This is a genomic window from Actinomadura viridis (assembly GCF_015751755.1).
Lineage (GTDB): Bacteria > Actinomycetota > Actinomycetes > Streptosporangiales > Streptosporangiaceae > Spirillospora > Spirillospora viridis.
This window is the reverse complement of the sequence record NZ_JADOUA010000001.1, coordinates 6,503,112-6,525,798: the sequence shown is the minus strand read 5'-3', so window position 1 is coordinate 6,525,798 and position 22,687 is coordinate 6,503,112. Positions and strand designations below refer to the sequence as shown.

Below are 22,687 nucleotides of genomic sequence, written 5' to 3'. Positions count from 1 at the left end.
CGGATGTCTCCTAAGCGATGAAGTTCTTGAGTTCGAACACGAGCTTGCGGATGTGCCCCGAGATCACGGGGGTGCCCAGGTCCTTGAGCCGCTGCCGGAACCACGGGTCCACGCTGGCGCGGCCGGAGCTGTTGACGGAGCCGACCGGGATCAGCTTCACCCCGGACCGGTGCACCGCCTCGAAGTCGGTCATCAGCGACCGGTTGTCGTAGAAGTCGGAGATCCACACCAGCACGGTGTTGCGCGGATCGGCGATCTTGGGACGGGCCAGCCCCATCGCCACGGTCCCGTTCGTCCCGCCCCCGAGCGTGGTGCGCAGCAGGACCTCGAACGGGTCGTTCACCCAGGGGGTCAGGTCGAGCGCGCGGGTGTCGTAGGCGACCAGGTGCACGTCCACCTTCGGCAGCCCCGCGAAGATGGAGGCCAGGATGGTGCAGTTGACCATCGCGTCCACCATCGACCCGGACTGGTCCACCACCACGATCATCCGGGCGGGCGTGGTGCGCCTGGCGGTGTGCCGGTAGAAGAGCCGGTCCACGTACAGGCGCTCGTCCTCGGGGCTCCAGTTGGTGAGGTTCTTCCAGATCGTCCGGTCGAGGTCGAGGTTGCGGAACACCCGCTTGGGCGGGACGGACCGGTCGATCGTGCCGACCGAGGTCTTCTCCACCTGCGTGCGCAGCACCTCGGCGACCTCGTCGACGTACCGGCGGATCAGCGCCTTGGCGTTGGCGAGCGCGACGCCCGACAGGTTGTCCTTGTCCCGCAGCAGCTGCTCGATCAGGGACATGCTCGGGGTGAGCTTGCCCGCCAGCCGGGAGTCGGCCAGCACCTCGCGCAGCCGCATCCGGTCGACCAGGCCGCCCTCGATCTCGGCCAGCGTGCCGCCCAGCTCGCCCGCGCCCTCCGCACCGAGCGCCGCCTTGAGCCAGCCCGCGTCGCGCTGCCACCCGGCGAGCCGGGTCGCGGTCACCTCGCCCGACCCGGTCGCGAACACGTTCAGCAGCAGCTTGGACACCAGCGCCGCCCGCCGGACCCGCTCGGCCGGGTCGGCGTCGTCGTCGGGCGCCATCAGCCCCTCGAACTCCGCGCCCAGGTCGGGGAACCGCTGGACGAGCGTGTCCACCGACACCCCGGGGTCGAGCAGCGCCGGGGGCAGCCCGAGGTCGTCCACGATCGCGACGCTCGCGGTCTCCAGGGCGGGCTGCTCCTCGGGATCGAACAGCCGCGCCAGCAGCCGCCAGTAGAGGACCTGCCGCCGGTTGGACTCCGGCCCGCCCATCTCCGGCCCGCCCATCTCGGGAGCGCCCATCTCGGGAGCGCCCGCTTCGGGAACGGCTTCGCCGTTCGGTGCCCCGGTCATTTGCGCAGCAGCCTTCCCGCGCGCTCCCGCAGGACGGCGACGGCGTCACCGGCGCGGGCCTCGGCCTTGACCACCTTCGGGTCGGTCGGCCCGAGCGCCCAGTCGCCGGTGTGGGCCTCGACCGGCGCCTTCTTGACGGTGGCCCGCACCGCGAGCGGCTGCAGCAGCCACCGGCCGCCGTCCCAGCGCACCAGGCCGATGCACGCCGTGGACGCCTTCACCAGCGCCGGCGTGAGCGGCCCGCAGGACGGCAGCCGGCCGGTGTCGACCTCCAGCGCGGTGCCGTCCAGCGTCACGGTGCGGCCGTCGCTCTTGTACCCCTCCAGCAGCACCGGCTCGGCGATGCGCACCGGGTGGCGGTCCAGCGGCGGGACCGCCGGGGCCGTCGCCGTGCCGAGCCGGATCCGGGCCGTCGCGAACGGGTCGGCGGCCTCACCCGGCCGTGCCCGGCCCTCGTGCCACAGCAGGTCGCCGCCCGCGGTCAGCGGCATGTCCGTCAGCTCCAGCGCGCGCCGTTCGGCCAGCGCGGTCAGCAGGACCGGGTGGGCGTTCAGCATCCGCCACACGGCCGGGCCGACGATGGTGTCGACCTTCGCCGCCGCGACGCTCGCGCGCACCAGCCGCGGCTCGCCCCCGGCGGGCTCCAGCACCCCGTGGACCTGCGCCTGGACGGCCGTTCCGTGCTCGTGGACGTCCACCCCGAGCACGAGCAGCCGGCCCGATACGGGCTCGGCCGCGCCGGCCCAGGAGCCGGCCCGCGCCAGCAGGACGGCCCGCGTCCACAGGTCGGCCCAGCGCCGCGCGGGCACCCGCTCCATCGTCGCGACCGGGCAGGACGCGCGCAGCTCCGCGGCCAGCCCGTCCAGCAGCACGGCGAGCCGCCGCAGCGCCGGCTCGGCCCACAGCCCCTCGATCACCCGGTCGGCACCGGAGACCAGGTCGTGGTCGACGCCGCGCCACCCGGCGATGGCCAGCTCGCGCAGCCAGGAACGGGCCGCCACCAGCAGGTTCTCCGGCACCTCGGCCGGGGCGGGACGCTCCTCCCAGGACGCCCGGGCACGGCCCAGCGCGCCGTCGAGCCGGTCGAGCAGCGCGTCGTGCACCGCGCCCAGGACCGCGGCGCGGCCCCCGGCCAGCACCGCCACGTGCTCGTCGCCGGCCGAGCCGGCCGCCGCCTTCCCGGCCGCCTCGCCCGCCGCCGCGCCGAGCGGGGTCGCGCCCAGCGCGCCGGCGAACGCCGCCAGCGCCGCCGCCCGCGCCTCGCCCATCCGGGCCAGCCCGTGCACGAGCGCGTCGTCCAGGCCCGCCACCAGGTCGAGCGCCTCCCCGACGGCCTCGGGCTCGCCGCCGGTCAGCTTCTTGAGACCCGTCGCCAGCATCAGAGCACCGCCCCCGCTGACGGGAACCACTGCATCTCGGGGACCGGCTCGGTGCTCTCCGGCATCTCCAGGTACGCCAGGTGGCGCAGGAACCGGCTGAACACCACCGCGGCCGGCGCGGGATCCTTCGAGCCCTTCAGGGCGTAGAGCAGATCCTCGCCCTCGCCGACCTCGACCCGCAGGTAGCGGGCGACCCGCTCCAGCCCGTACTGCCGGACCGCCTCGGTCGCCAGCGCGTCGAGGTGCTTGCAGGTGTAGCCGCCGCTCAGCCCGCCGCACGGCCGGTTGTTGTTGGTGCTGCAGCTGTAGCCGTGCGTCCCCGCCGTGATGGACGAGACGTACACCCGCGCGATGTCCGACCCGCTCGACACCACGCCCTGGAGCCGGCCGTCCGCCAGCTCCACGAACGGCACCTTCGCCAGCTTCCGGGCGTGTACGGGCGGTATCACCCGCACCGTACTGCGCCGTTCCACCGCGTCCTCGTCCGCGTTCAAGAATGACCTCCAGCCGGGCATCGTCGTGAGCGATCGACCATGGCGGGAAGCTAGCGGTCCCCACCGACAACGCTCGTGCCCGGTCCGGCAACGTCGGCCGGGCCGTCCCGGAGAGTGACGCCCGGGCGCGCCTTCGTTAAAACGGTTTAACGCCTCCCAGCGGATCGGTGGCGGACGGCGGGGCCGTCCTGTACGCGCCCGTCGCAGGTGGCCGTCGTGGCGTCCCTGAAGTGATCGACTATTGACAAGTAACCTGCGTCACATTAGCGTCTCGATCACCTTCCCGATTAGAACGTTTTAAGACGCCCTCGTACGTACCGTGACCGGTCGCGTACGCCGACGACCACCCTGGTACAACGCCGTCCCCCGGCTCCGGGCGGGCGGGCGCGGCCCGCGCCCGGACCGTCCGGACGCGCCGGGCCGACCTCCCACCCCCACGTTCGACCCAAGGTGATTCACGCATGGACTCTCCGTCCCGCCGCACCGTGCTGCGCTCCGCCGCCTCGGTGGCCTTCCTGGCCGGCACCACCGCCCTCGTGTCCCGGGAGGCCGCCCAGGCCGCCCCCGTCACACTGACCGCCCGCTGGATCTGGCCCGGCGCGGGCGCGGCCAACCAGTGGGCCGCGTTCCGCCGTACGCTCACCCTTCCGGCGGCGCCGTCCTCGGCGCGCACCCGCATCGCCGCCGACTCCAAGTACTGGCTGTACGTCAACGGCGAGCTGGTGGTCTTCGAAGGCGGCCTCAAGCGCGGCCCGAACCCCGACGACACCTACGTGGACGAGCTGGACCTCGCGCCGCACCTGAAGGCGGGCGACAACACCATCGCCGTCCTGGCCTGGCACTTCGGCAAGCACGGGTTCTCCCACAAGGACAGCGGGCGCGCGGGCCTGCTGTTCCAGTCCGACATCGTGACCGGCGGGACGACCACCACGCTGGTCAGCGACGCCGGGTGGAAGGCCGTCGTCCACCCCGGCTACGGCGCGGACGGCTCGGGAGACCAGCCCAACTACCGCCTCCCCGAGTCCAACATCCACTACGACGCCCGCAACGCGACGGCGATGGCGGGCTGGGAGACCCCGCGCTACGACGACGGCGCCTGGCGGGCGGCGACCGACGTGGCCGCGGCGGGCGCGGCGCCGTGGAACGCCCTGGTGCCCCGGCCCATCCCGTTCTTCCGTATCAGCGGCCTGCGGGACTACGCCAACGCGGACTCCCTGCCGGCCGCCGGTGGCCGGACGATCGACGCGAAGCTGCCGTCCAACCTGCAGATCACCCCGTACCTGAAGGTCGACGCCCCGGCCGGCGCCGTGATCGAGATCCAGACCGACCACTACCAGGACGGCGGCGAGAAGAACCTGCGCGCCACCTACATCACCACGGGCGGCGTCCAGGAGTTCGAGTCGCTGGGGTGGCTCAGCGGGACGAGCGTCAGCTACCGGATCCCCTCAGGCGTCAAGATCCTCGCCCTGAAGTACCGGGAGAGCGGCTACGACACCGACTTCGCGGGGTCCTTCTCCAGCAACGACGCGTTCTTCAACGTCCTGTGGGGCAAGGCCGCCCGCACCATGTACCTCAACATGCGCGACACCTACTTCGACTGCCCGACCCGCGAGCGCGCCCAGTGGTGGGGCGACGTGGTCAACCAGCTGAAGGAGGGCTTCTACACCTTCGACCCCCGCAGCCACGACCTCGGCCGCAAGGCCATCTCCGAACTCGCCGGATGGCAGAAGCCCGACGGCGTCATGTACTCCCCCGTCCCCGCCGGGAACTGGGTCAACGAGCTGCCCCCGCAGACCCTCGCGTCCGTCTGGGCGTTCGGCACCTTCCACGCCTACACCGGGGACGCCGCCACCGTCAGCGCCACGTACCCGCAGGTCAAGAAGTACCTGAACCTGTGGAGCTTCGACTCCGACGGGTTGATCCGGCACCGCGCGGGCGGCTGGGACTGGGCGGACTGGGGCGGCAACATCGACGCCCGGATCCTGGACAACGCCTGGTACTACCTGGCCCTGGAGTCGGCGATCACGCTGGCCCGGCTGGCGGGCGCCTCCGGCGACGTCGCGACCTGGCAGGAACGCAGGGAACGCGTCAAGGCCAACTTCGACCGCGTGCTGTGGAACTCCGCGCGCAAGGAGTACCGTTCGCCCGGCTACACCGGGGACACCGACGACCGCGGGAACGCCCTGGCCGTCGTGGCCGGCCTGGCCGACCCCGCCAACCACCCCGCGATCACCAGCGTGCTGCGCACCCACCTGAACGCCAGCCCGTACATGGAGTTCTACGTCCTGGAGGGGCTGTACCTCATGGGGGCGGTGCACGTGGCGGAGACCAGGATGCGCACGCGGTACGCGTCCCAGGTCGCCGACCCCGGCTACACCCTGTGGGAGGTGTGGGACAAGAACGGGGGCACCGACAACCACGCCTGGAACGGCGGCCCGCTGTACGTCCTCTCCGCCTACGGGGCCGGCGTCCGTCCCACGACGCCCGGCTGGAAGACCTACGACGTCGTGCCGTGGACCGGGTCGTTCACCAAGATCGACACGCTGACGCCGACGGTACGGGGCGACATCGGCGTGCGCATCGACCGCGGCGAGGACACGGTGGCGCTGAAGGTCGCCTCGCCCCGCGGCACCACCGCCCGCGTCGGCGTCCCCGTTTACCGGGGCTCCCGGCCCGTCATCAAGGCCAACGGCCGGACCGTGTACAAGAGGGGCAGGTTCATCGGGAGGTTCTCCGGCCTAGCGTTCGCGGGCGCGGACGCCGAGCACGTGTACTTCACCGCCGGCCCGGGGACCTGGACGTTCACCGCCACGGGGGTCGGCAGGCTCGGCAACATCGCCGCGGGCAGGCGGGTCACCGGCAACAGCTCCGAGGAGAGCGGCAACCGGGGCCTCGCCCAGCTGACCGACAGCCTCGTGACCGCCGTGGGGACGGCCAAGGGATTCAGCAGCCGGCCCTTCCCGTCGCCCGACGCCTCCGCCGCCCCGGTCTGGGTGGAGATCGACCTCGGGGGCGACTCCGACATCGACGGCGTCACCCTCTTCCCCCGTACCGACATCACCGCGGCCGGCGGCGGCACCCCCGGCTTCCCCGTCGACTTCACCATCTCCACCAGGAAGGACGGCGCGGCGGGTTACACCGTCGCCCGCACCGTCACCGGGGAGGCCGACCCCGGTGAGGAGTCCCGTACGTACGACTTCGCGAAGACCACGGCGCGGTACGTGCGCGTCCAGGCCACCCGGCTGGGGAAGCCGGCGAGCGACGAGCCCGAGCGATTCCGCCTCCAGCTGACCGAACTGGAGGTGCACCCCGCGAGGATCACCGTCACCGGCAACGACTCGCTGGAGAACAGCGACTGGGGCATCTCCCGGCTGATCGACGGCATCACCACCAGCGTCCCCGGCGCGAAGGGCTACACCAGCAACCTCTACCGGGACCCCGACATCGCCGGCTCCCCGATCTGGGTCGAGATCGACCTGGGCGCGGACCGCACGGTCGGCGCGGTCACCCTGCACCCCCGGACCGACATCACCACCGCGGACGGCGGCAGCCCCGGCTTCCCCGTCGACTTCACCATCCGGACCAGGGAGGACGGCGCGGACGGCTACACCACCGTCCACACCGCCACCGGCCACCCGAACCCCGGCGGCTCGGCCAAGCGGTACACCTTCGACCAGACCAGGGCGCGGTACGTACGGCTCCAGGTCACCCGGCTCGGCCCGCCCGCCAAGGACGAGCCGAGCTACTACCGCCTCCAGCTCGCCGAAATGGAACTGAGGTAACCGGCACCGGCGGACCGGGCCCGCGGCGCTGACGCCGCGGGCCCGGCTGTACTCCCGCCCGCCGGGGTAACGACCTGGTGGGGGAACGCACCTCGCGGGTGCGTCGGGGCGGCGACCGGCCGACGATGCTGCTGCGCGCCTGGCTGTTCATGGGCGTGATCTGCGCCGCCCTGGCGATGGCCGGGTTCTTCTACGTCCTCCTGAACGCCGGCTGGCATCCGGGCGCCCCCACGGGCCCCGGAGAACCGCTGCACCACGCCTACCGGCAGGCGACCACGATGACCTTCCTCGGCCTGGTCGCCGGCCAGATCGGCACCGCGTTCGCCGCCCGTACCGAACGCGCCTCCCTGCGCTCGGTCGGCGTGTTCTCCAACCCGCTGCTCCTGTGGGGCATCGCCTTCGAACTCGCGCTGGCGGCGGTCATCATCTACACCCCGCCGTTCCAGGACCTCCTGGGCACCGCCGCCCTGACCTGGGACATGCTGGCGTTCGTCGTCCCGTTCCCGCTGGTCGTCTGGGGCGCCGACGAACTCCGGCGCCGGCTCGCCCGCCGCCGGGCAGGCAGCGCGCTCGCGCGGAGGCAGAGGTCACTGCGAGACACGCCCTAAGCTCCCCTGCATGGCGAAGTACTTCGATGTTCATCCGGACAACCCGCAACCACGGGCGCTCCGGCAGGTGGTGGACCTCCTCCGTTCGGACGGGCTGATCGTGTACCCGACGGACTCGTGCTTCGCGCTCGGGTGCCGGCTGGGCAACAAGGAGGGCATCGACCGGATCAGGGAGATCCGGCGGCTCGACAGCGGCCACCACTTCACCCTGGTGTGCAAGGACTTCGCGCAGCTCGGCCAGTTCGTGCAGATCAACAACGCGCTGTTCCGCTCGATCAAGGCGGCCACCCCCGGCGGTTACACGTTCATCCTCCCGGCGACGAAGGAGGTGCCGCGGCGGCTGCTGCACCCCAGGAAGAAGACCGTCGGCGTACGGATCCCCGACCATGTCGTCGTGCAGGCGCTGCTGGCCGAACTCGACGAGCCGCTGCTGTCGAGCACTCTTCTCCTGCCCGGTGAGACCGAACCCATGACCCAGGGCTGGGAGATCAAGGAGGCGCTCGACCACGCGGTGGACGCCGTGGTCGACTCCGGCGAGTGCGGCGCCGTGCCGACCACGGTCGTCGACTTCTCGCAGGGGGAGGCCGAGATCCTCCGCAGGGGCGCCGGAGACCCGTCCCGCTTCGAGTAAGGGCGAACGCAGGGGAATCCGCCCACCTTGCCCCGGTGTGCACGTACCGCCAGGGGTACTCCTTGCCGACGCCGGCGTGAGTATCCGACACCCCTGTTCGCCACTTAAAGTAAGCGAGTAATCACTTAGAGTATCCGCGGTACATGTCTCCGACCCTCTCAGGAGGTCTCATGAAAGCCCAACGCTTCGGCGTTCTGGCAGCCTCGGCGACGGCGCTGGTGCTGGCCGCGGGCGGCACCGCGGCGGCGGCCCCGGCGGCCCCGCGGGCGGTGCGGGCGGGCAACGCACCCCAGTGCATCCACACCAACGCCTGGGAATCGGGCGTCTGGAGCTACCAGCGGGCGACCAACCACTGCGGCCGGGCGTACCGGATCAAGCTCATCTGGACGGTCGCGTCCTCGCACTGCTTCACCCTCCAGCCCGGTTCCTCCGTCACCTGGAAGGTCTTCCGCCCGGCCTGGGCCAACGGCGCGAACCTCTGCTGACCTGACCGGCCGGCACGGATGAGAGACCCCGCCGGGCGGGAGCAGTCCCTGGACCGCCCCGCTCGCTCTCTTCCGCCGGACTCCTCATCCCCCGTCCAAGGGAACCGCCGTGACGTGGCGGTGCCAGCCCCCGCCGCGGGCGGGGGCCAGCCAGGAGCGGTCGCCGAGGGGGACGATGCCCTCCAGCGTGAGGAACTCGGGCGCGAGAGGCCCGAGTACCCGCCCGGATCCGGTGTCGACCAGGTGGTTCTCGTAGAAGTCCAGGTCCAGGGGGTCATCGGCGGCCGTGTCCTCCGGGACGGCGCGCTCGCCGTGGACGGAGACGATCGCGGTGCCGGCGTCGAGATACCCCACGGTCCAGCCGATGAAGAAGGTCTCGTACGTCTCCTCGTCGTACCCGAACGCCTCGGAGGGGACCACGATCTCCTCCGTCCCGTCGGGGAAGGCGCTGAAGACCAGCTCCTCCAGGAGGGACCCGGGGGTTTCCCGGACGGTCATCATGCGGCCGCCGTCCGGAGACAGGTCGTACAGGGTGGCGCCGTCCCAGTCGTACTCCGCCATCGTGATACCGCCGCCCTCCAGGCGGGCGCGGTACACCCGCGACCCGTCCTGTCCTTGGCCGACGGAGAGCAGGACGTGCTCGCCGTCCGGGTGGACGAGATGGTGCGCGCCGTGCCCCGCGCTCCCCAGTTCGACCTGCCCCAGCACGGCGCCCGTGGCGGCGTCGAAGGCGAGCCACTGGTCGAGATGCCCGTGACCCCGCATCGCCAGGTCGGGCCGGTAGAGCCACACCACCTCGCCGTCCAGCGAGAACGCGCAGTCGGCCCGGCCGTTCATGTACTGCTCCGGAGCCGCGTCGAACGCGCTGCGCCACATCGGCCTGCCGTCACGCGCGACGCATACGAGTTCTTCACCGGTCGTGTAGACGGCGCGTTCCAGATCCGGGGCCGCCGCATGGGCACTCGGCTTCGCCGGGGTGGGGAACACCACCACCGGTTCGAGGACCGTGCCGTCGACCGCCGGACGGGTGAGGTCATAGGCGGCGATTCCGGGGGGTGTCGTTTCTGTCAGCGGCCTGGGCAGGCCCCGTCGGGAGGTGCTCACCCGCATCATCCAAGCGCACGGCGGGCCGTCCGAGGACGGCCCGCCCAGCCGCACAGGGCGCGGTCGATCATCCGCTTGAGGCGTCCTGCGCGTTCCCGGGCGCACCGGACGCCATGGCCTGATACGCCGGTGCCATCGGGAGAGCCCGCCGGGCGGGCGGTTCCGGGGACGGACGATCAGCCCTGGGCCGGCCGGAACGCGAACAGGTCCCCGGTGATGGTCGGCACGAGCACGGTGCCGTCCGGGCCGACGGTGGTGCCGACCGAGAAGATGCTCAGGCCCGGTATCCGCTCCCGGTCGAGTTCGGCACCGGTCGCGGTGTCGACCACGACCAGATCGTTCCCGAGCGCCGTCGAGACGGTCGCGTAGGCGACGCCCCCCGCCGCCTGCGTCGGGATCCCGCGGTTGGTCAGGCCGTCCTTCTTCCAGACCTGCTGGGCCCGGTCGCCCATGTCCCTGATCGCCATCAGCGCGCCGTCCCCGCCGCCGGACGGCATGATGAGGCCCTCGGGGGAGAGCGACGGGCTGCCGCCGGCCGCGTACCCGGTGGAATGGCTCCAGATCCTGTCGCCGGTGGCGGTGGCGAGCGCGTGAATCCCTCCTTCGTTGTCACCGACATAGACCCTGGACCCGTCCACGGAGAGGTCGGGGCTGGTCGCGCTTCCACCCGGCAGCGACTCGACGGTCCACAGCGGCCGGATGGCAGGGGCGGCGCCCTCGTCCAGCTGCATCGCTCGAATGCCGGCGCTCGGCGCGCCCTTGTCCCAGAAGGTGAAGAAGAAACGGCCGGTGGCGAGATCGACCGCGAGCGTGTTGGCGGCAGGGCATTCGGCGGTGCCCCGCATACAGGCACGCGTGTCATCGTTGTCGGGCGCGCCGGGAATGAGTTCTACGGGGGGAAGGATGGGCTGCCCGGTGGCACGGTCCAGCACATAGACGCGGCCTATGTGGGTGATGAAGATGAGATTGCCGGCGGGCGTGAACTGCGCCGACAGAGGCGTGCCGACGATGGGGGTCTCCCAGCGGACGCTCCCGTCGGCGTCGAACGCGTGCATGGCCTCACCGTCGGCCAGGTAGACATGTCCTTCCCGGTCGAGAAGCGCCGACGACGCGATGGCCCGCTCATCGACCTCGCCGGAGCACCACACGGTGTTCCCGGTCGCCATGTCGAGCGCGTGGAGATGGCAGCCGGTGCCGTTCGTCGTCACGTACACCCGCCCGGCGGCGTCGTTCGTCGCACCCAGGTAGATGCTGCCTGGGAAACTGCGCTTCCACGCCTGGGTGAGATTCTTCGCCCCGCGTACCGGCGAATAGTCGCTGTTCCGCGCATCGGCATGGGCGGTGGACCATCCCGGCCCATAGGCCGAGAGGTTCTCGAGGTGCCCCACCGGGCGGGTGGCGGCCTGCTGGGTGGACGCGACCAGTGAGGCCGCCACACCAAGCACGAGAGCCGGTTTCCAGACGAATCTCAAGAACATGCCGGCAGCCTTTCGTCGCTTCCCGCCGGGCAGGGCGGTGTGGGGGTGGGAGACGGTCAGCGGACGGCCGGTACGCCGCCGCTCCCGTCCCGGGGATCTGTCGTGGTCACGCCCACCGGGTTCAGCCGGAGGGCGCGTGGTCGCCGTGTCCTCGAGATGAATGGTGACTCAATTGCACTCAGAGTGCAATAGTGTGCTCGCGGTCGGGCCGGGACGCCGGCCGGGGGGACGGCCGCGCGAGCGCACCGAACGAGCCGGGCGCGGGTCGCCGCGGGTCAGCGGGCGCCGACGCCTCGCAGCAGCGTGTCGATCACCACGTCGGCCGCCTGCGCGGCGCTCAGTTCGGACAGTTCCTCCGCGGCGTGCAGCATCAGCGGCGGCAGCAGCGACCCCACCCAGCCCGGCGGCAGGTCGGACCGCAGCAGGCCCTCGTCGGTGGCGCGCCGCAGGAAGGCGTCGACCTCGTCGATCAGGCGCCGCCGGCGCTCGCGGATCGACTCCTCGGCGAGCATGCGGCTCGTCTCGACCGGCCATACGCGGTTGACCGCGATGATCCCCTCCACGTAGCGGTGCAGCGCGACCGCGACCGGGGCCTCGCGGAGCCGGGCGGTGGCGATGGCCTCCTCGACCGCGTCGTACCGGGCCCCGTAGACGGCGGCCAGGAGGTCCTCGCGGGACGCGAAGCGCCGGTAGACGGTGCGGCGGTCCACTCCCGCGGCGGCGGCGATCGCGGCGATGCTCGCCGAGGGATCGTCGGCGAGCAGGCGGGCCCCCGTGCGCAGGACGAGTTCCAGGTTGCGCGTCGCGTCTGCTCTCACGCTGCCAACGTATCCTCCCGCGGCACTTGGGCGGCCTGTCGCCACAGTGCTGACGAGGGTGGTCGGTGAATCGCCACAGCTCAGAGGCGGTTGAACCTGGGGCGTCCACCGCCTCGGGGCGGGCCCCCGGCGAGCCGCCGAGACACCGAGATGCTCAACGTCGTAGCAGGTAAGAGATAAAATGCTACATTGATGAGACAGTTAGATCGCCGGTGGCAGCCTCCCGGACGTCGGCGGCGAGGACATCGAACGAAGGAGCGGCTCATGGCCAGGACATGGTTGATCACCGGGGCGTCCCGGGGCTTCGGGCGCCATCTCACCGAGGCGGTCCTGGAGGCGGGTGACCAGGTCGTCGCCACGGCACGGCGTCCGGAACAACTCGACGATCTGGTGGCCCGGCATGGCGAACGGATACGGGCGGTGGCGCTGGACGTCACCGACGCCGCAGCGGCCCTCCACGCGGTGAAGGAGACCACCGAAGCCTTCGGCGGCCTCGACGTCGTCGTCAACAACGCCGGCTACGCCAACAGCGCCCCGATCGAGGAGATGGCGGAGGACGACTTCCGCGCCCAGATCGAGACCAACCTCTTCGGAGTCGTGAACGTGACGCGGGCCGCGCTGCCCGTTCTGCGTACGCAGCGGTCGGGCGTGTTCGTGCAGTTCTCGTCCATCGGAGGGCGCGTGGGCGGCACGCCGGGGATGGGCGCCTACCAGACCGCCAAGTTCGCGGTGGAGGGCTTCTCCGAGGTGCTCGCGAGCGAGGTCGCGCCGTTCGGCGTCAAGGTCGTCATCGTCGAGCCGGGCGCGTTCCGCACCGACTGGCAGGGGGCGTCCATGGAGCTCCACGCCGTCGGCCCCGACTACGAGGAGACGGTCGGCGCCATCAACCGCTACCGGCGGGACACCGACGGCACCCAGCCCGGCGACCCGGCCCGCGCCGCCAGGATCATCATCGATGTGGTCGGCACCGACGACCCGCCGCGCCGCCTTATCCTCGGCGGCGACGCCGTCACGCTCGCCCGGAAGGCCGCGGAGATCCGCGCCGCCGAGACCGAGAAGTGGGCCGGCGTCAGCCGGTCCGCCGACTACCCGATGGACGAACGCTAGGCCGGGGCCGTGTGCGTCACACGGCCGACCATCCCATGGCACCGCCCAGATGCCGCACCGGGGTGGGTGAAGGGGCAGGCGAACGGACGGTGGACGGCGCCGAGTCCACCCGTCCTCACAGCCAGTCGTGCTCGCGCGCGTACCTTGCCGCCTCGTGCCGGGTACGCGTCTGGGTCTTCTGCATCGCGTTCGAGAGATAGTTGCGCACCGTGCCCGCCGCCAGGTGGAGCTGGGCGGCGATGTCGGCGACCGAGTACCCCTCGCCGGTCGCGCGCAGCACGTCGACCTCGCGGTCGGTGAGCGGGCAGTCGTCGACGACGGCGAGTGCGGAGACGTCCGGGTCGATCCATCGCCTGCCCTCGTGCAGGGTCTTGATGACCGAGGTGATGTGCGCCGGTTCGGCCGATTTGCTGACGAAGCCCTGGACGCCGAGTTTCAGGGCTTTGCGGAGCACTCCGGGCCTGGCATGGCGGGTCAGCATGAGGATCACCTGGTCGGGCCGCGCGCGGCGGATCGCCGCGACGGCGCCGAGCCCGTCCATGCCGGGCATCTCCAGATCGACGACGAGCACGTCGGGCCGGTGCCGCAGGGTGGCCCGGACGGCCGTCTCGCCGTCCTCGGCTTCGGCGAGGACGGTGATCTCGCCTTCGAGGGGGAGCAGCGACGCCAGGGCCTTGCGGAGCAGGACCTCGTCGTCGGCGAGCACCACGGTGGTCATCGGGCGCCGGCGACCGGGTGCGGGAATCGCGCGGCCGTCAGGAAACGTCCGTTCTTCTGTTCCACCGTCAGCTCTCCTCCATGGCTCGCCACCCGTTCCCTGAGGGCGGAGAGCCCTCTGAGCCCGGGGAGCAGAGCCTCCTGTGCGCCATCGTTGACAATGGTGATACCCGACCGCGAGAGGGTGATCCTGACCTGCCCGGCCTGCGCGTGGCGCAGGATGTTGGTCGTCGTCTCCCGGAGGACCTGGCCGAGCAGTTCGCCCGTGGGTGCGTCGACCTCGGCGTCGCGGTCGACGCGCACGCGGATGCCCGCGGCCTCGAAGAGGTTCTTCGCGTTCTCCAGCTCCGCGGACAGGTTGAGACGCCGCTGTGCGTAGGCGAGCTCCTTGGTCTGGGTGATGGTGTCGCCGACCAGGGTGCGCACCTCGCGGAGTTCCTGCTCCACCCGCCCGACGTCGCTGCGCAGCAGCTTCTCGGCCAACGCGATCTTCAGCTTGACCACGTGCAGCGTGTGGCCCTGGATGTCGTGCAGGTCACTGGCGAACCGGATGCGTTCCCGGGCGACGGCCAGCTCCGCCTCGCGTTCTCGTGACTCCTCCAGCTCCTCGACGAGGACGTAGAACAGCTGGTTGGCGAACATCCCCAAGGTCGCCACCACGGTGACGGCGGTGGGGAAGGCGACGAACTCGATCAGAACGCCGCGAACGTCCTCCTGCGCCACCAGCAGTCTCGACGCGCCCGCCGCGGCGACGAAAGCGATCAGCCCCAGGGCCGCCGCACTTCGGTGGCACCGCAGCTGGGGGAGGACGAGGGGGCCCACGATGGTGATGCCGTAGAACGCCGTACGGCCGTCGGCCACCAGCACTCCGAAGGGCCATATGGCCGCGGTGATGATCAGGCAGGGGAGCGCGACGCGGGAGAGGTCGTCCGCCATCCACCGCTCGAGGGCCACCAGGGCCGTCACCACGCCCAGAGCGAGGACGGCGGCGTCCCACCAGGTCCGTGCGTCGACCACCACCAGCACCGCCCCCACGGCGGCGAGTGGCGGAAGAATCGTGATCAGGTTGAGTTTGCGGAGCCGTCGCTGCGTCGCCCCGGTGTTCTCGGAGGGCAGGCGAGCCCCTCCCCAGCGCAGCAGGGGGCCGGTTTCCATGGGCGGCTCTCCGGGATCGGACAGCAGAGTCGCCTCCCAGTATTCATCCCGCTCAGCGGTGCCGACAGTGACACTGCGTCATGCGTTCACCCCAAGGAACGTCACTGCGAAGTGATGACACCACGCCACTGCCGGGCGAGCGTGACGGCGGCTGAGATTGAGGCATGTACTCCACACCGGTCATCGACGTCGAACGTCTGAACCTCACCTACGGCGACTTCCACGCTGTGAAGGACCTGTCCTTCCAGGTGGAGCGCGGGGAGCTCTACGCGCTGCTCGGCACGAACGGCGCGGGCAAGACCTCGACCCTGGAGATCATCGAAGGGCACCGCGCCGCCACCTCGGGCACCGTGCGGGTCTTCGGGCGCGGTCCGCGCGACCGCCGCGCCGTCCGGCCCCGGATGGGCATCATGCTGCAGGAGAGCGGATTCTCCCCGGACCTGACGGTGAAGGAGTCGGTCCGGCTGATCGGGAAGCTCTCCGGGCGTACGGACAAGGTCGAGCGCGTGCTCGGCATCGTCGATCTCACCCGCAAGGCCGGCACCAAGGTGTCGCAGCTCTCCGGCGGCGAGAAGCGGCGCCTGGACTTCGCCACCGCCGTGTACGGGACGCCTGAGCTGATCTTCCTGGACGAGCCCACCACCGGCCTGGACATCCAGTCCCGGGACGCTCTGTGGGCGGCGGTGGACAAGATGCGCGAAGACGGTTCCACCATCGTCCTCACCACGCACTACCTGGAAGAGGCCCAGCAGCGCGCCGACCGCATCGGCCTGATGCACAAGGGCACGTTCCACCGGGAAGGGACCGTCTTCGAGCTGACGCAGACCCTTCCGTCCACCATCCGCTTCGCCCTTCCGTCCCACGCGCCGGCGCTGCCGCTCCAGGCCGCGCGCGGAAGCGACGGGAGATTCCTCATCGAGACCTTCAACCTTCCGAAGGACCTCCACACCTTGCTCCAGTGGGCGCAGGACAACTCGCTGGAGCCGCAGGAACTCGAAGCCGGGCCGACCCGGCTCGACGACGTCTTCCGCTCCATCGGCAGCGAGTGAAGAAAACCCGGGCACGCTCGAAAGGAACGGACCTCTCCATGCTCTCCATCGCTCTCAGCGAGCTGATCCAGATCTTCAGGAACCGCCTGGTGCTGGTCACCAGCCTGATCATCCCCGTGGCGGTCAGCGCGTTCTTCATCTACCGGTACGAGATCTTCGCGGAGATGGCCAGCCTCGGGTACATCGCGGGGGTGCTGGTGTTCACCGTGGGGGCGTTCGGGCTCTACACGACCACGGTGACCACTCTGGCCGCGCGCCGCCAGACCCTCTTCCTCAAGCGGCTGCGCTCCACGGCGGCGGGCGACACCGGCATCCTGTCCGGGCTGCTGCTCCCGATCACCCTCATCACGCTGGTCCAGGTGACCGTGCTCCTGACCGTGCTGGCCGCGGTCGCCGGCATGCCGTCCAACGCCCCGCTCCTGGCGGCGGCGGTCCTCGCCATGGTGATCATGATGCTCGGCCTGGGGCTCGCCACGGCGGGGCTGACGAACTCGCCCGAGCACGCCCAGGTGACCACGCTGCCCGTCAGCATCGGCACCATCGCCGTGGCCAGCTGGGTGGGGATCAGCGGCACCGAGGAGCTCGCCCTGCTCAAGCGGCTGCTTCCCGGCGGCTCGGCCACCGAGCTGGCCGTCAACGCCTGGAACGGCGGCGTTCCCGTGGCGGATTCCCTGATCCTGCTGGCGCCCTCGCTGGCCTGGGTCGTCGTCGCCATCGCGCTGGCCTCCCGGCTCTTCCGCTGGGAACCGCGCCGATGACGCCTCCCGGCCAGGGCGTCCGCCCGCGCGGACGGCGCGGCCGCCTTGGGCCGGGAAGGCTTACCGTGTACGGGTAGAGTGCGCCGGGAGGAAGATCCATGACCCCACGGGCCGACGCCGACGAGCTGACCGAGCAGCCCCGCGTTCCGCTGAGCCGGAGGCGGGTGCTGCGTGCGGCCGTGGGGCTCGCCGACCGGGACGGTCTCGGCTCGCTCACCATGCGCCGGCTGGCGCAGGAGCTCGGGGTCGAGGCGATGTCGCTCTACCACCACGTCGCCAACAAGGACGCCGTCTTCGACGGCCTCGTCGAGGTGATCCTGGGCGAGGTCATGGCGGCGGTGGAGGAGGTCGAGGCTCCGTCCCCCGAGAAGGACTGGCAGGGGGCGTTGCGCGCGCGGATCCTCGCCGCCCGGGAGGTGCTCCTGCGCCACCGCTGGGCCCCGCGGGTGCTCGAGAGCCGCACCACCGGCAGCCCGGCCTTCATCGCCTACATGGACCACGTCGTCGGCCTTCTCCGGGAGGGCGGGTTCTCCTTCGACCTGGCCCATCGCGCGCTGCACGTCCTGGGCAGCCGCGCTCTCGGGTTCACGCAGGAGCTGTTCCGGCCCGACGGCGCTCAGACCGCGGACGCCGAGGCCGCCGCGATGATGGAGCGGATGGCCGACCGGTACCCGAACCTCGCCGGGATGCTGGCGGACGCCGTCCACGACGATCCGGACGGCACCCTGGGCTTCTGCGACGACCAGTTCGAGTTCGAGTTCGCGCTGGACCTGATCCTCGAAGGGCTGGAACGGCGCCGCGCCGCCGCCTCGTGACCCCTCCCGGACGCGGCTGAGCGCGCCGGACGTCCCCTCACGCTCGATCACCGCCTGAGTCCTTTTCCGCTACGGCCCTTGACTCCCTTACGCCGTACGATAGCCTTACGGCGTATGACAACCTTACGGCGTACGACGCCCCAGGGGTGACCCCCACCGGAAGGAAGGCCGCCATGAAGGCATGGAGTTGGGACCGCTACGGCCCGCCCGAAGTGCTGGCTCTCAAGGACGTCGACGAACCCGGCATCGCCCGGGACGAAGTGCTCGTGCGTGTACGGGCGGCCTCCGTCAACCCCTACGACTGGCGCCACATGGGGGCCGACCCGAAGCTGGTACGGCTCAGCGTCGGCCTCCGGCGGCCCAGGCCGGGCCTGATCCTGGGCGCCGACCTCGCCGGCGTGGTGGAGCGCGTGGGTGAGGAGGTGACCGGGCTGCGTCCCGGCGACGAGGTCTTCGGGGAGGTCCGGCTCGGCTCGTTCGCCGAGGCCGTCGCCGTCCCGCGGAACCGGCTGGCCGTCAAGCCCGCCCGCCTCACCTTCGAACAGGCGGCGTCGGTGTCGATGGCCGCGCACACCGCGCTGCAAGGGCTGCGGGACGTGGGCGGGATCTCGGCCGGGTCGCGGGTCCTGGTCAACGGAGCCTCCGGCGGCATCGGCACGTTCGCCGTCCAGCTCGCCAAGACGTTCGGAGCCGAGGTCACCGGCGTGTGCAGCACCCGCAACATCGAACTGGTCCGCTCCCTGGGCGCGGACGACGTCGTCGACTACACCCGCGAGGACTTCACCACCCGGGAGGGGCGGTACGACCTGCTCATGGACATCGTGGGCGACCGGTCGCCGGCGGCACTGCGCCGTCCCCTGACCTCCCGCGGGACGCTGGTGATCGTGGGCGGCATCGCCTCGGCCCGCGGCAGCCTGCTCGGCCCGGCGGCGCAGATCCTGCGCGGAGCCCTCACCAACCCCTTCGTCAGGCAGCGCATCGCGAGCGTCGCCTGGAAGCCCAACTCCACGGACCTGCGGTTCCTGGCCGACCTCATGGAGAAGGAGCAGATCACGCCGGTCATCGACCGGACCTACCCGTTCACCGAGATCCCCGAGGCGCTGCGCTACCTCGCGCGCGGCCACGCCCGAGGCAAAGTCGCCATCACCTTCTGACGGACCGATCAGGCGCGTGGCGAGGGACGGCCCGGAACGGGAGCCGTCCCTCGCCGCAGGGCCGGGCCGCGCGGACTATGCGGGGAGAATCGGTAGCAGGCGGTCCAGCTGGTAGAGGAACATCTAGCGTTGCCCGGTTCCGCTGGATAGGTTCACAGCATGTTCACCGTGGAGTCGCTGCTGGCGGACGAGTCCCTCGGGCTGAGAGTTCTCGTCCCGGGCCCGCAGGGGGCGTTGGAGGAGCCGGTCGCCTGGGTCCACAACACCGAGTTGCCCGACCCCTCGCGCTACGTACGCCGGCGCGAGCTGGTGCTGACCAACGGGCTGTGGGACGACCAGATCGGCGCCGCCGGGTTCGTCGCCAACGTCCAGCGGGCGCAGGCGGCGGGCATCGTGTTCGGCCTGCGTCCGGAGCGCCCCGCCACGCCCGGCGAGCTGGTCGCCGCCTGCCGGGACGCCGGCGTGCCGCTGCTGGAGATCTCGGCGACGGTGCCGTTCACCGCCCTCTCCGAGGCGGTCGCCACCCGCTACGCCGAGGAACGCCAGGGCGCGCTGGTCGGCATGGTGCGCCGGGGGGAGGCGCTGGCCACGGCGATCTCGCGGGGCGCGGGCGCGTCCGGTGTCCTGCGGGTGCTGCGCCGGGACCACGAGCTGCCGCTGGCCGTGATCGACCGGATGGGGCGGCTGCTCGCCTCGGCCGGCGTCGAGCTGGACGCCGGGCAGCTGCACACGGTGGCCGCCGGGCTGACCCGCCGCCCGCCGCCTCTGGAACTGGACCTGGGCGGTGCGGGACGGGCGGCGCTGTACCTGGTGGGCGCGGTCGGCGACGTGGACGCGGCGCTGATCTGCCTGCGTCCGGTGAGGGAACTGACGCGCGTCGAGCAGGACGCGCTGGACCAGGCGGCCCGCTTCCTCAGCCTGGAGGTCGCCAGGCAGCAGGCCGTGCAGGCGATCGAGCTGCGGTTCGCCAGCGAACTGCTGGAGATGGTGCTGTCGGGCGGCAGCCGCGCCGCCGAGGTCCCCGGCCGGCTGCGCGCGTTCGGCGTGGATCCCGAGGGTCCCCTGGCGGTCTGGACGATGGCGTTCAGGGGGCCGGACGCCACCTTGCCCGGACTGGCCGAGGTGGTCGGCGAGTTCTTCCTCGCGACCGGCGTCCCGGTGGTGGTCGCGGCCGGATCGCAGGACGTGGTGGCGGTCCTGTCGTGGCGGCACGGCGAAGGGGAAGCGGCGCCCCTGGCCGAACGACTCGTCTCGGCCGTGGCCGAACGCTTCCCCGGCCGCCGTCCCGTGCTGGGCCTCGGCGGGGTCGTCCAGGGACCGGCGGGGCTGCGCGAGCCGCTCGTCCGGTCACGCGAGTCGTGCCGGGCCCTGCGGCGCGGCGAGGACGGTCCCGCCGTCCGGACCTACGCCGAGCTCGGCACCCACCGGCTGCTGCTCGGCACGCAGGACGCCGACACGCTGCGGACCCTGGCCGACGGCGTGCTCGCCCCGATACGCGGCCACGACACCAGGCGCGGCGGCGAACTGGAGACCACGCTGCGCGCCTTCCTGGACCACGACGGCCACTGGCAGGTGACCGCCGCGGCCCTGCGGGTCCATGTCAACACGCTGCGCAACCGGCTCGCCAAGATCACCGAGTTGACCGGCCGCGACGCGGCCCGCACCGCGGACCGCGTCGACTTCTTCCTGGCGCTTCAAGCCTCCGACATGGCCTGACCCTGTCAGTGCGGATGAACCGCCGGGTCCACCTGGGGCGGACGGTGCGGGCGCACGCCGACCTCCGGGTCGGCGAACGCCGCCTCCGCCACGTCCCGGCAGCGGGCGAACGCCACATCACCGCACCCGCGCGCGTACTCGATGAACTCCCGCAGGGCCAGCGCGCGGCCGGGGCGGCCGGACAGGAACGGGTGCACGCACAGGTTGAACAGGCACCGGTACCGCCGCATGCCGTCCAGCTCCGCCCGCCACAGCTCCAGCACCTTGCGCGGCGACTCGATCACCGACCCGACGTGCGGTTCGGGGAGGAAGGCGTACTGCTCCCAGTCGTCCAGCGACCAGTGCACCGGCAGCTCCATGATCTCGCCCGCCGCGGTGCCCACCCGGTACGGCCGGTCATCGCCCATCAGCGACGAGTCGTAGCGCAGCCCGTGCTCGGCCACCAGCTCCGCCGTCAGCCAGGACGCCTCCCACAGCGCCGCCCGGTACCCGACGATCTCGATTCCCTGCCCGGCGAACACCTCCAGGGCCCGCACGAAATCCGCGCGCTCCTCCGCCGGGGTCATCGACGTGGGCGGCCGGTGGGCGTAGGAGTGGTGCGCCACCTCGTGACCGCGTTCGACGATCGAGGCGGCCAGCCCGGGCCGGTGCTCGGCCACCCAGCCCGGCACGAAGAACGTCGCCGGAACCTCCATCTCGTCCAGGAGGTCCAGGATGCGGGGCAACCCCACGTCCGGTCCGTAAGCCTGGTGCGACATGGTGCTCGCGTGCGCGGCGTACCGGCCGCCCCGGGCGAGGATCGGCGTCTCGGCGTCGACGTCGAAGCCCAGCGTCACCACGGCCGCCGCTCCGCCGTGCCAGCTTCCGCTCATGTCCCGTTCCCTCTCGCCGCCGCGCGTACCGGATCAGACCGCCGCACCGGCCGCCAGCCGCCACCGCCGGGCGTTGTCCAGGGTGGCCATCGGCGACAGCATCGCATGGTCGAAGCGCTCCGGCGCCCTGCCCTCGGCGAGGCGGCGCGGCAGGTCGGGGTGGACCAGCGCGCCCCTGGCCACCGAGACGAGGTCGGCGTGACCGTCCGCCAGCACCTGCGCCGACAGGTCCGGATCGTGCATCCCACCGTTGGCGATCACCGGCAGGCCGCTCGTCCGCCGCGCCAGGCCGGTGAGGGTGAGCCCGCCGTCCAGCCGTGCGGTGTCCAGCCAGTTCCGCCCCTCGCTGGCGATGTGCAGGTACGTCGCGCCGGCCTCGGTCAGCGCGGCGTAGATCACCTCGGCGTCGTGGGCGCCGCCGGGCCAGCGGTACGTGAAGTCGTTCACCTTGGTCTGCGACAGCCGGACCCCGACGCACCAGTCCGGGCCGACCTCGGCGCGGATCGCCGCGACGACCTCCGCCGCCAGGCGCACCCGGTTGGCGACCGGCCCGCCGTAGGAGTCCTCGCGCCGGTTGGTGTAGTCGGTCAGGAACTGGTCCAGCAGGTAGCCGTTGGCCGCATGGACCTCCACCCCGTCGAACCCGGCACGCTTGGCGTTCACCGCCGAGGCGACGAAGCCGCCGACGGCCTCCTCGATGTCGGCCCGGTTCATCTCCCTGGGCGTCGGCCATGGCCCGTGCCCGCCGTACTCGGGCATCTTGACCCCGCGCGGCGCGACCGCCGACGGCCCCGCGGTGTCGTCGCGATAGGGGTTCCCCTGCGACAACGCGCCCGCGTGCATCAGCTGGGCCACGATGGACGTCCCGAACCCGCGCACCCCGGCGGTGATTTCCCGCCAGGCGGCCGTATGACGATCCGACACCAGACCCGGCTGGTTGAGGTAGCCCTGGCTGTGAACGGTGTCGGTGTAGATCCCCTCGGTGACGACCAGCCCGAAACCGCCGTCCGCGAACCCGGCGTAGTACTCGGCCATCTCGGGCGTCGGCGTACCGTCCGGCGCGGCCGACACCCGCGTCATCGGCGCCACCACCAGCCGGTTGGGCGTCCGCAGCCCGCCGACACGTCCCGGCTCCAGCGCCGGATGCGTTCCCGTCATTTCCCCTTCTCCCTTGCTCACTCGTTCTCCGGATCCGGACCGGCCCC

20 protein-coding genes are annotated in these 22,687 nt (G+C 71.8%); 10 read left to right on the top strand and 10 right to left on the bottom strand.

Translation table 11 applies throughout. From position 1 onward, the window contains the following. Positions 1-10: 10 nt before the first annotated feature. From IW256_RS29515 to IW256_RS29505, 3 genes are read right to left on the bottom strand one after another with little or no spacing between them, the layout of a single operon-like run. Entirely contained in the window at positions 11-1,309 is a 1,299-nt protein-coding gene (locus tag IW256_RS29515) for a VWA domain-containing protein (protein ID WP_420535458.1), read from the bottom strand. Positions 1,310-1,356: 47 nt separating this feature from the next. After that, positions 1,357-2,739 (bottom strand): hypothetical protein, encoded by a 1,383-nt coding sequence (locus IW256_RS29510; protein ID WP_197014061.1) that lies wholly within the window; start codon positions 2,737-2,739, stop codon positions 1,357-1,359. After that, positions 2,739-3,233: a hypothetical protein gene (locus IW256_RS29505; RefSeq protein WP_197014060.1), complete on the bottom strand. Its 495-nt coding sequence runs from the start codon at positions 3,231-3,233 to the stop codon at positions 2,739-2,741. The genes IW256_RS29510 and IW256_RS29505 overlap by 1 nt, the downstream gene beginning before the upstream one ends. 461 nt (positions 3,234-3,694) lie before the next feature. On the opposite strand from IW256_RS29505, the gene IW256_RS29500 reads away from it, so the two are divergent. From IW256_RS29500 to IW256_RS29485, 4 genes are all read left to right on the top strand, one after another. After that, positions 3,695-7,015 carry an alpha-L-rhamnosidase-related protein gene (locus tag IW256_RS29500; protein WP_197014059.1) on the top strand — a complete coding sequence of 1,107 codons (3,321 nt, stop codon included), beginning with the start codon at positions 3,695-3,697 and terminating at the stop codon, positions 7,013-7,015. A gap of 77 nt (positions 7,016-7,092) precedes the next feature. Then, positions 7,093-7,623: a cation transporting ATPase C-terminal domain-containing protein gene (locus IW256_RS29495; RefSeq protein ID WP_197014058.1), complete on the top strand. Its 531-nt coding sequence runs from the start codon at positions 7,093-7,095 to the stop codon at positions 7,621-7,623. A gap of 10 nt (positions 7,624-7,633) precedes the next feature. Further along, on the top strand, positions 7,634-8,254 hold the full coding sequence (locus IW256_RS29490) for an L-threonylcarbamoyladenylate synthase (protein WP_197014057.1): 621 nt from the start codon (positions 7,634-7,636) through the stop codon (positions 8,252-8,254). Positions 8,255-8,424: 170 nt separating this feature from the next. After that, positions 8,425-8,739 carry a hypothetical protein gene (locus IW256_RS29485; RefSeq protein WP_197014056.1) on the top strand — a complete coding sequence of 105 codons (315 nt, stop codon included), beginning with the start codon at positions 8,425-8,427 and terminating at the stop codon, positions 8,737-8,739. A gap of 84 nt (positions 8,740-8,823) precedes the next feature. On the opposite strand, the gene IW256_RS29480 is transcribed toward IW256_RS29485, so the two are convergent. From IW256_RS29480 to IW256_RS29470, 3 genes are all read right to left on the bottom strand, one after another. Next, positions 8,824-9,843, bottom strand: coding sequence for a hypothetical protein (locus IW256_RS29480; RefSeq protein ID WP_197014055.1), 1,020 nt, complete (start codon positions 9,841-9,843; stop codon positions 8,824-8,826). A gap of 176 nt (positions 9,844-10,019) precedes the next feature. Continuing rightward, complete coding sequence (locus tag IW256_RS29475; protein ID WP_197014054.1) at positions 10,020-11,279, bottom strand: outer membrane protein assembly factor BamB family protein; 1,260 nt, start codon at positions 11,277-11,279, stop codon at positions 10,020-10,022. 317 nt (positions 11,280-11,596) lie between these two features. Continuing rightward, the gene (locus tag IW256_RS29470) at positions 11,597-12,139 is read right to left on the bottom strand and encodes a TetR/AcrR family transcriptional regulator (RefSeq protein ID WP_197014053.1); all 543 of its coding nucleotides are present in this window, start codon (positions 12,137-12,139) and stop codon (positions 11,597-11,599) included. 264 nt (positions 12,140-12,403) lie between these two features. Here IW256_RS29470 and IW256_RS29465 point away from each other — a divergent pair, with 264 nt between their 5' ends. Next, positions 12,404-13,246, top strand: a complete 843-nt coding sequence (locus IW256_RS29465) for an oxidoreductase (protein WP_197014052.1) — start codon at positions 12,404-12,406, stop codon at positions 13,244-13,246. A 115-nt stretch (positions 13,247-13,361) separates the two neighbouring features. Here IW256_RS29465 and IW256_RS29460 read toward each other — a convergent pair whose 3' ends face one another. Together IW256_RS29460 and IW256_RS29455 are read right to left on the bottom strand one after the other, a co-directional pair. Next, positions 13,362-13,964, bottom strand: coding sequence for a response regulator transcription factor (locus IW256_RS29460; RefSeq protein ID WP_197014051.1), 603 nt, complete (start codon positions 13,962-13,964; stop codon positions 13,362-13,364). Beyond that, positions 13,961-15,118, bottom strand: coding sequence for a sensor histidine kinase (locus IW256_RS29455; RefSeq protein WP_197014050.1), 1,158 nt, complete (start codon positions 15,116-15,118; stop codon positions 13,961-13,963). The genes IW256_RS29460 and IW256_RS29455 overlap by 4 nt, the downstream gene beginning before the upstream one ends. 164 nt (positions 15,119-15,282) lie before the next feature. Between IW256_RS29455 and IW256_RS29450 the strand changes: the two genes are divergently transcribed. From IW256_RS29450 to IW256_RS29430, 5 genes are all read left to right on the top strand, one after another. Continuing rightward, on the top strand, positions 15,283-16,167 hold the full coding sequence (locus IW256_RS29450; protein WP_197014049.1) for an ABC transporter ATP-binding protein: 885 nt from the start codon (positions 15,283-15,285) through the stop codon (positions 16,165-16,167). 38 nt (positions 16,168-16,205) lie between these two features. Beyond that, positions 16,206-16,925 (top strand): ABC transporter permease, encoded by a 720-nt coding sequence (locus IW256_RS29445; protein ID WP_197014048.1) that lies wholly within the window; start codon positions 16,206-16,208, stop codon positions 16,923-16,925. Between the two features lie 98 nt (positions 16,926-17,023). Next, positions 17,024-17,740 (top strand): TetR/AcrR family transcriptional regulator, encoded by a 717-nt coding sequence (locus tag IW256_RS29440; RefSeq protein WP_197014047.1) that lies wholly within the window; start codon positions 17,024-17,026, stop codon positions 17,738-17,740. A gap of 173 nt (positions 17,741-17,913) precedes the next feature. Further along, positions 17,914-18,894 (top strand): NAD(P)-dependent alcohol dehydrogenase, encoded by a 981-nt coding sequence (locus IW256_RS29435; protein WP_197014046.1) that lies wholly within the window; start codon positions 17,914-17,916, stop codon positions 18,892-18,894. Between the two features lie 159 nt (positions 18,895-19,053). Next, on the top strand, positions 19,054-20,610 hold the full coding sequence (locus tag IW256_RS29430) for a PucR family transcriptional regulator (protein WP_197014045.1): 1,557 nt from the start codon (positions 19,054-19,056) through the stop codon (positions 20,608-20,610). A gap of 5 nt (positions 20,611-20,615) precedes the next feature. Here IW256_RS29430 and IW256_RS29425 read toward each other — a convergent pair whose 3' ends face one another. Beyond that, complete coding sequence (locus IW256_RS29425) at positions 20,616-21,482, bottom strand: polysaccharide deacetylase family protein (RefSeq protein ID WP_197014044.1); 867 nt, start codon at positions 21,480-21,482, stop codon at positions 20,616-20,618. A 33-nt stretch (positions 21,483-21,515) separates the two neighbouring features. Further along, a complete protein-coding gene (locus tag IW256_RS29420; protein WP_197014043.1) occupies positions 21,516-22,640 on the bottom strand; it encodes an oxidoreductase in 1,125 nt (374 codons plus the stop codon). Positions 22,641-22,687: the final 47 nt, after the last annotated feature.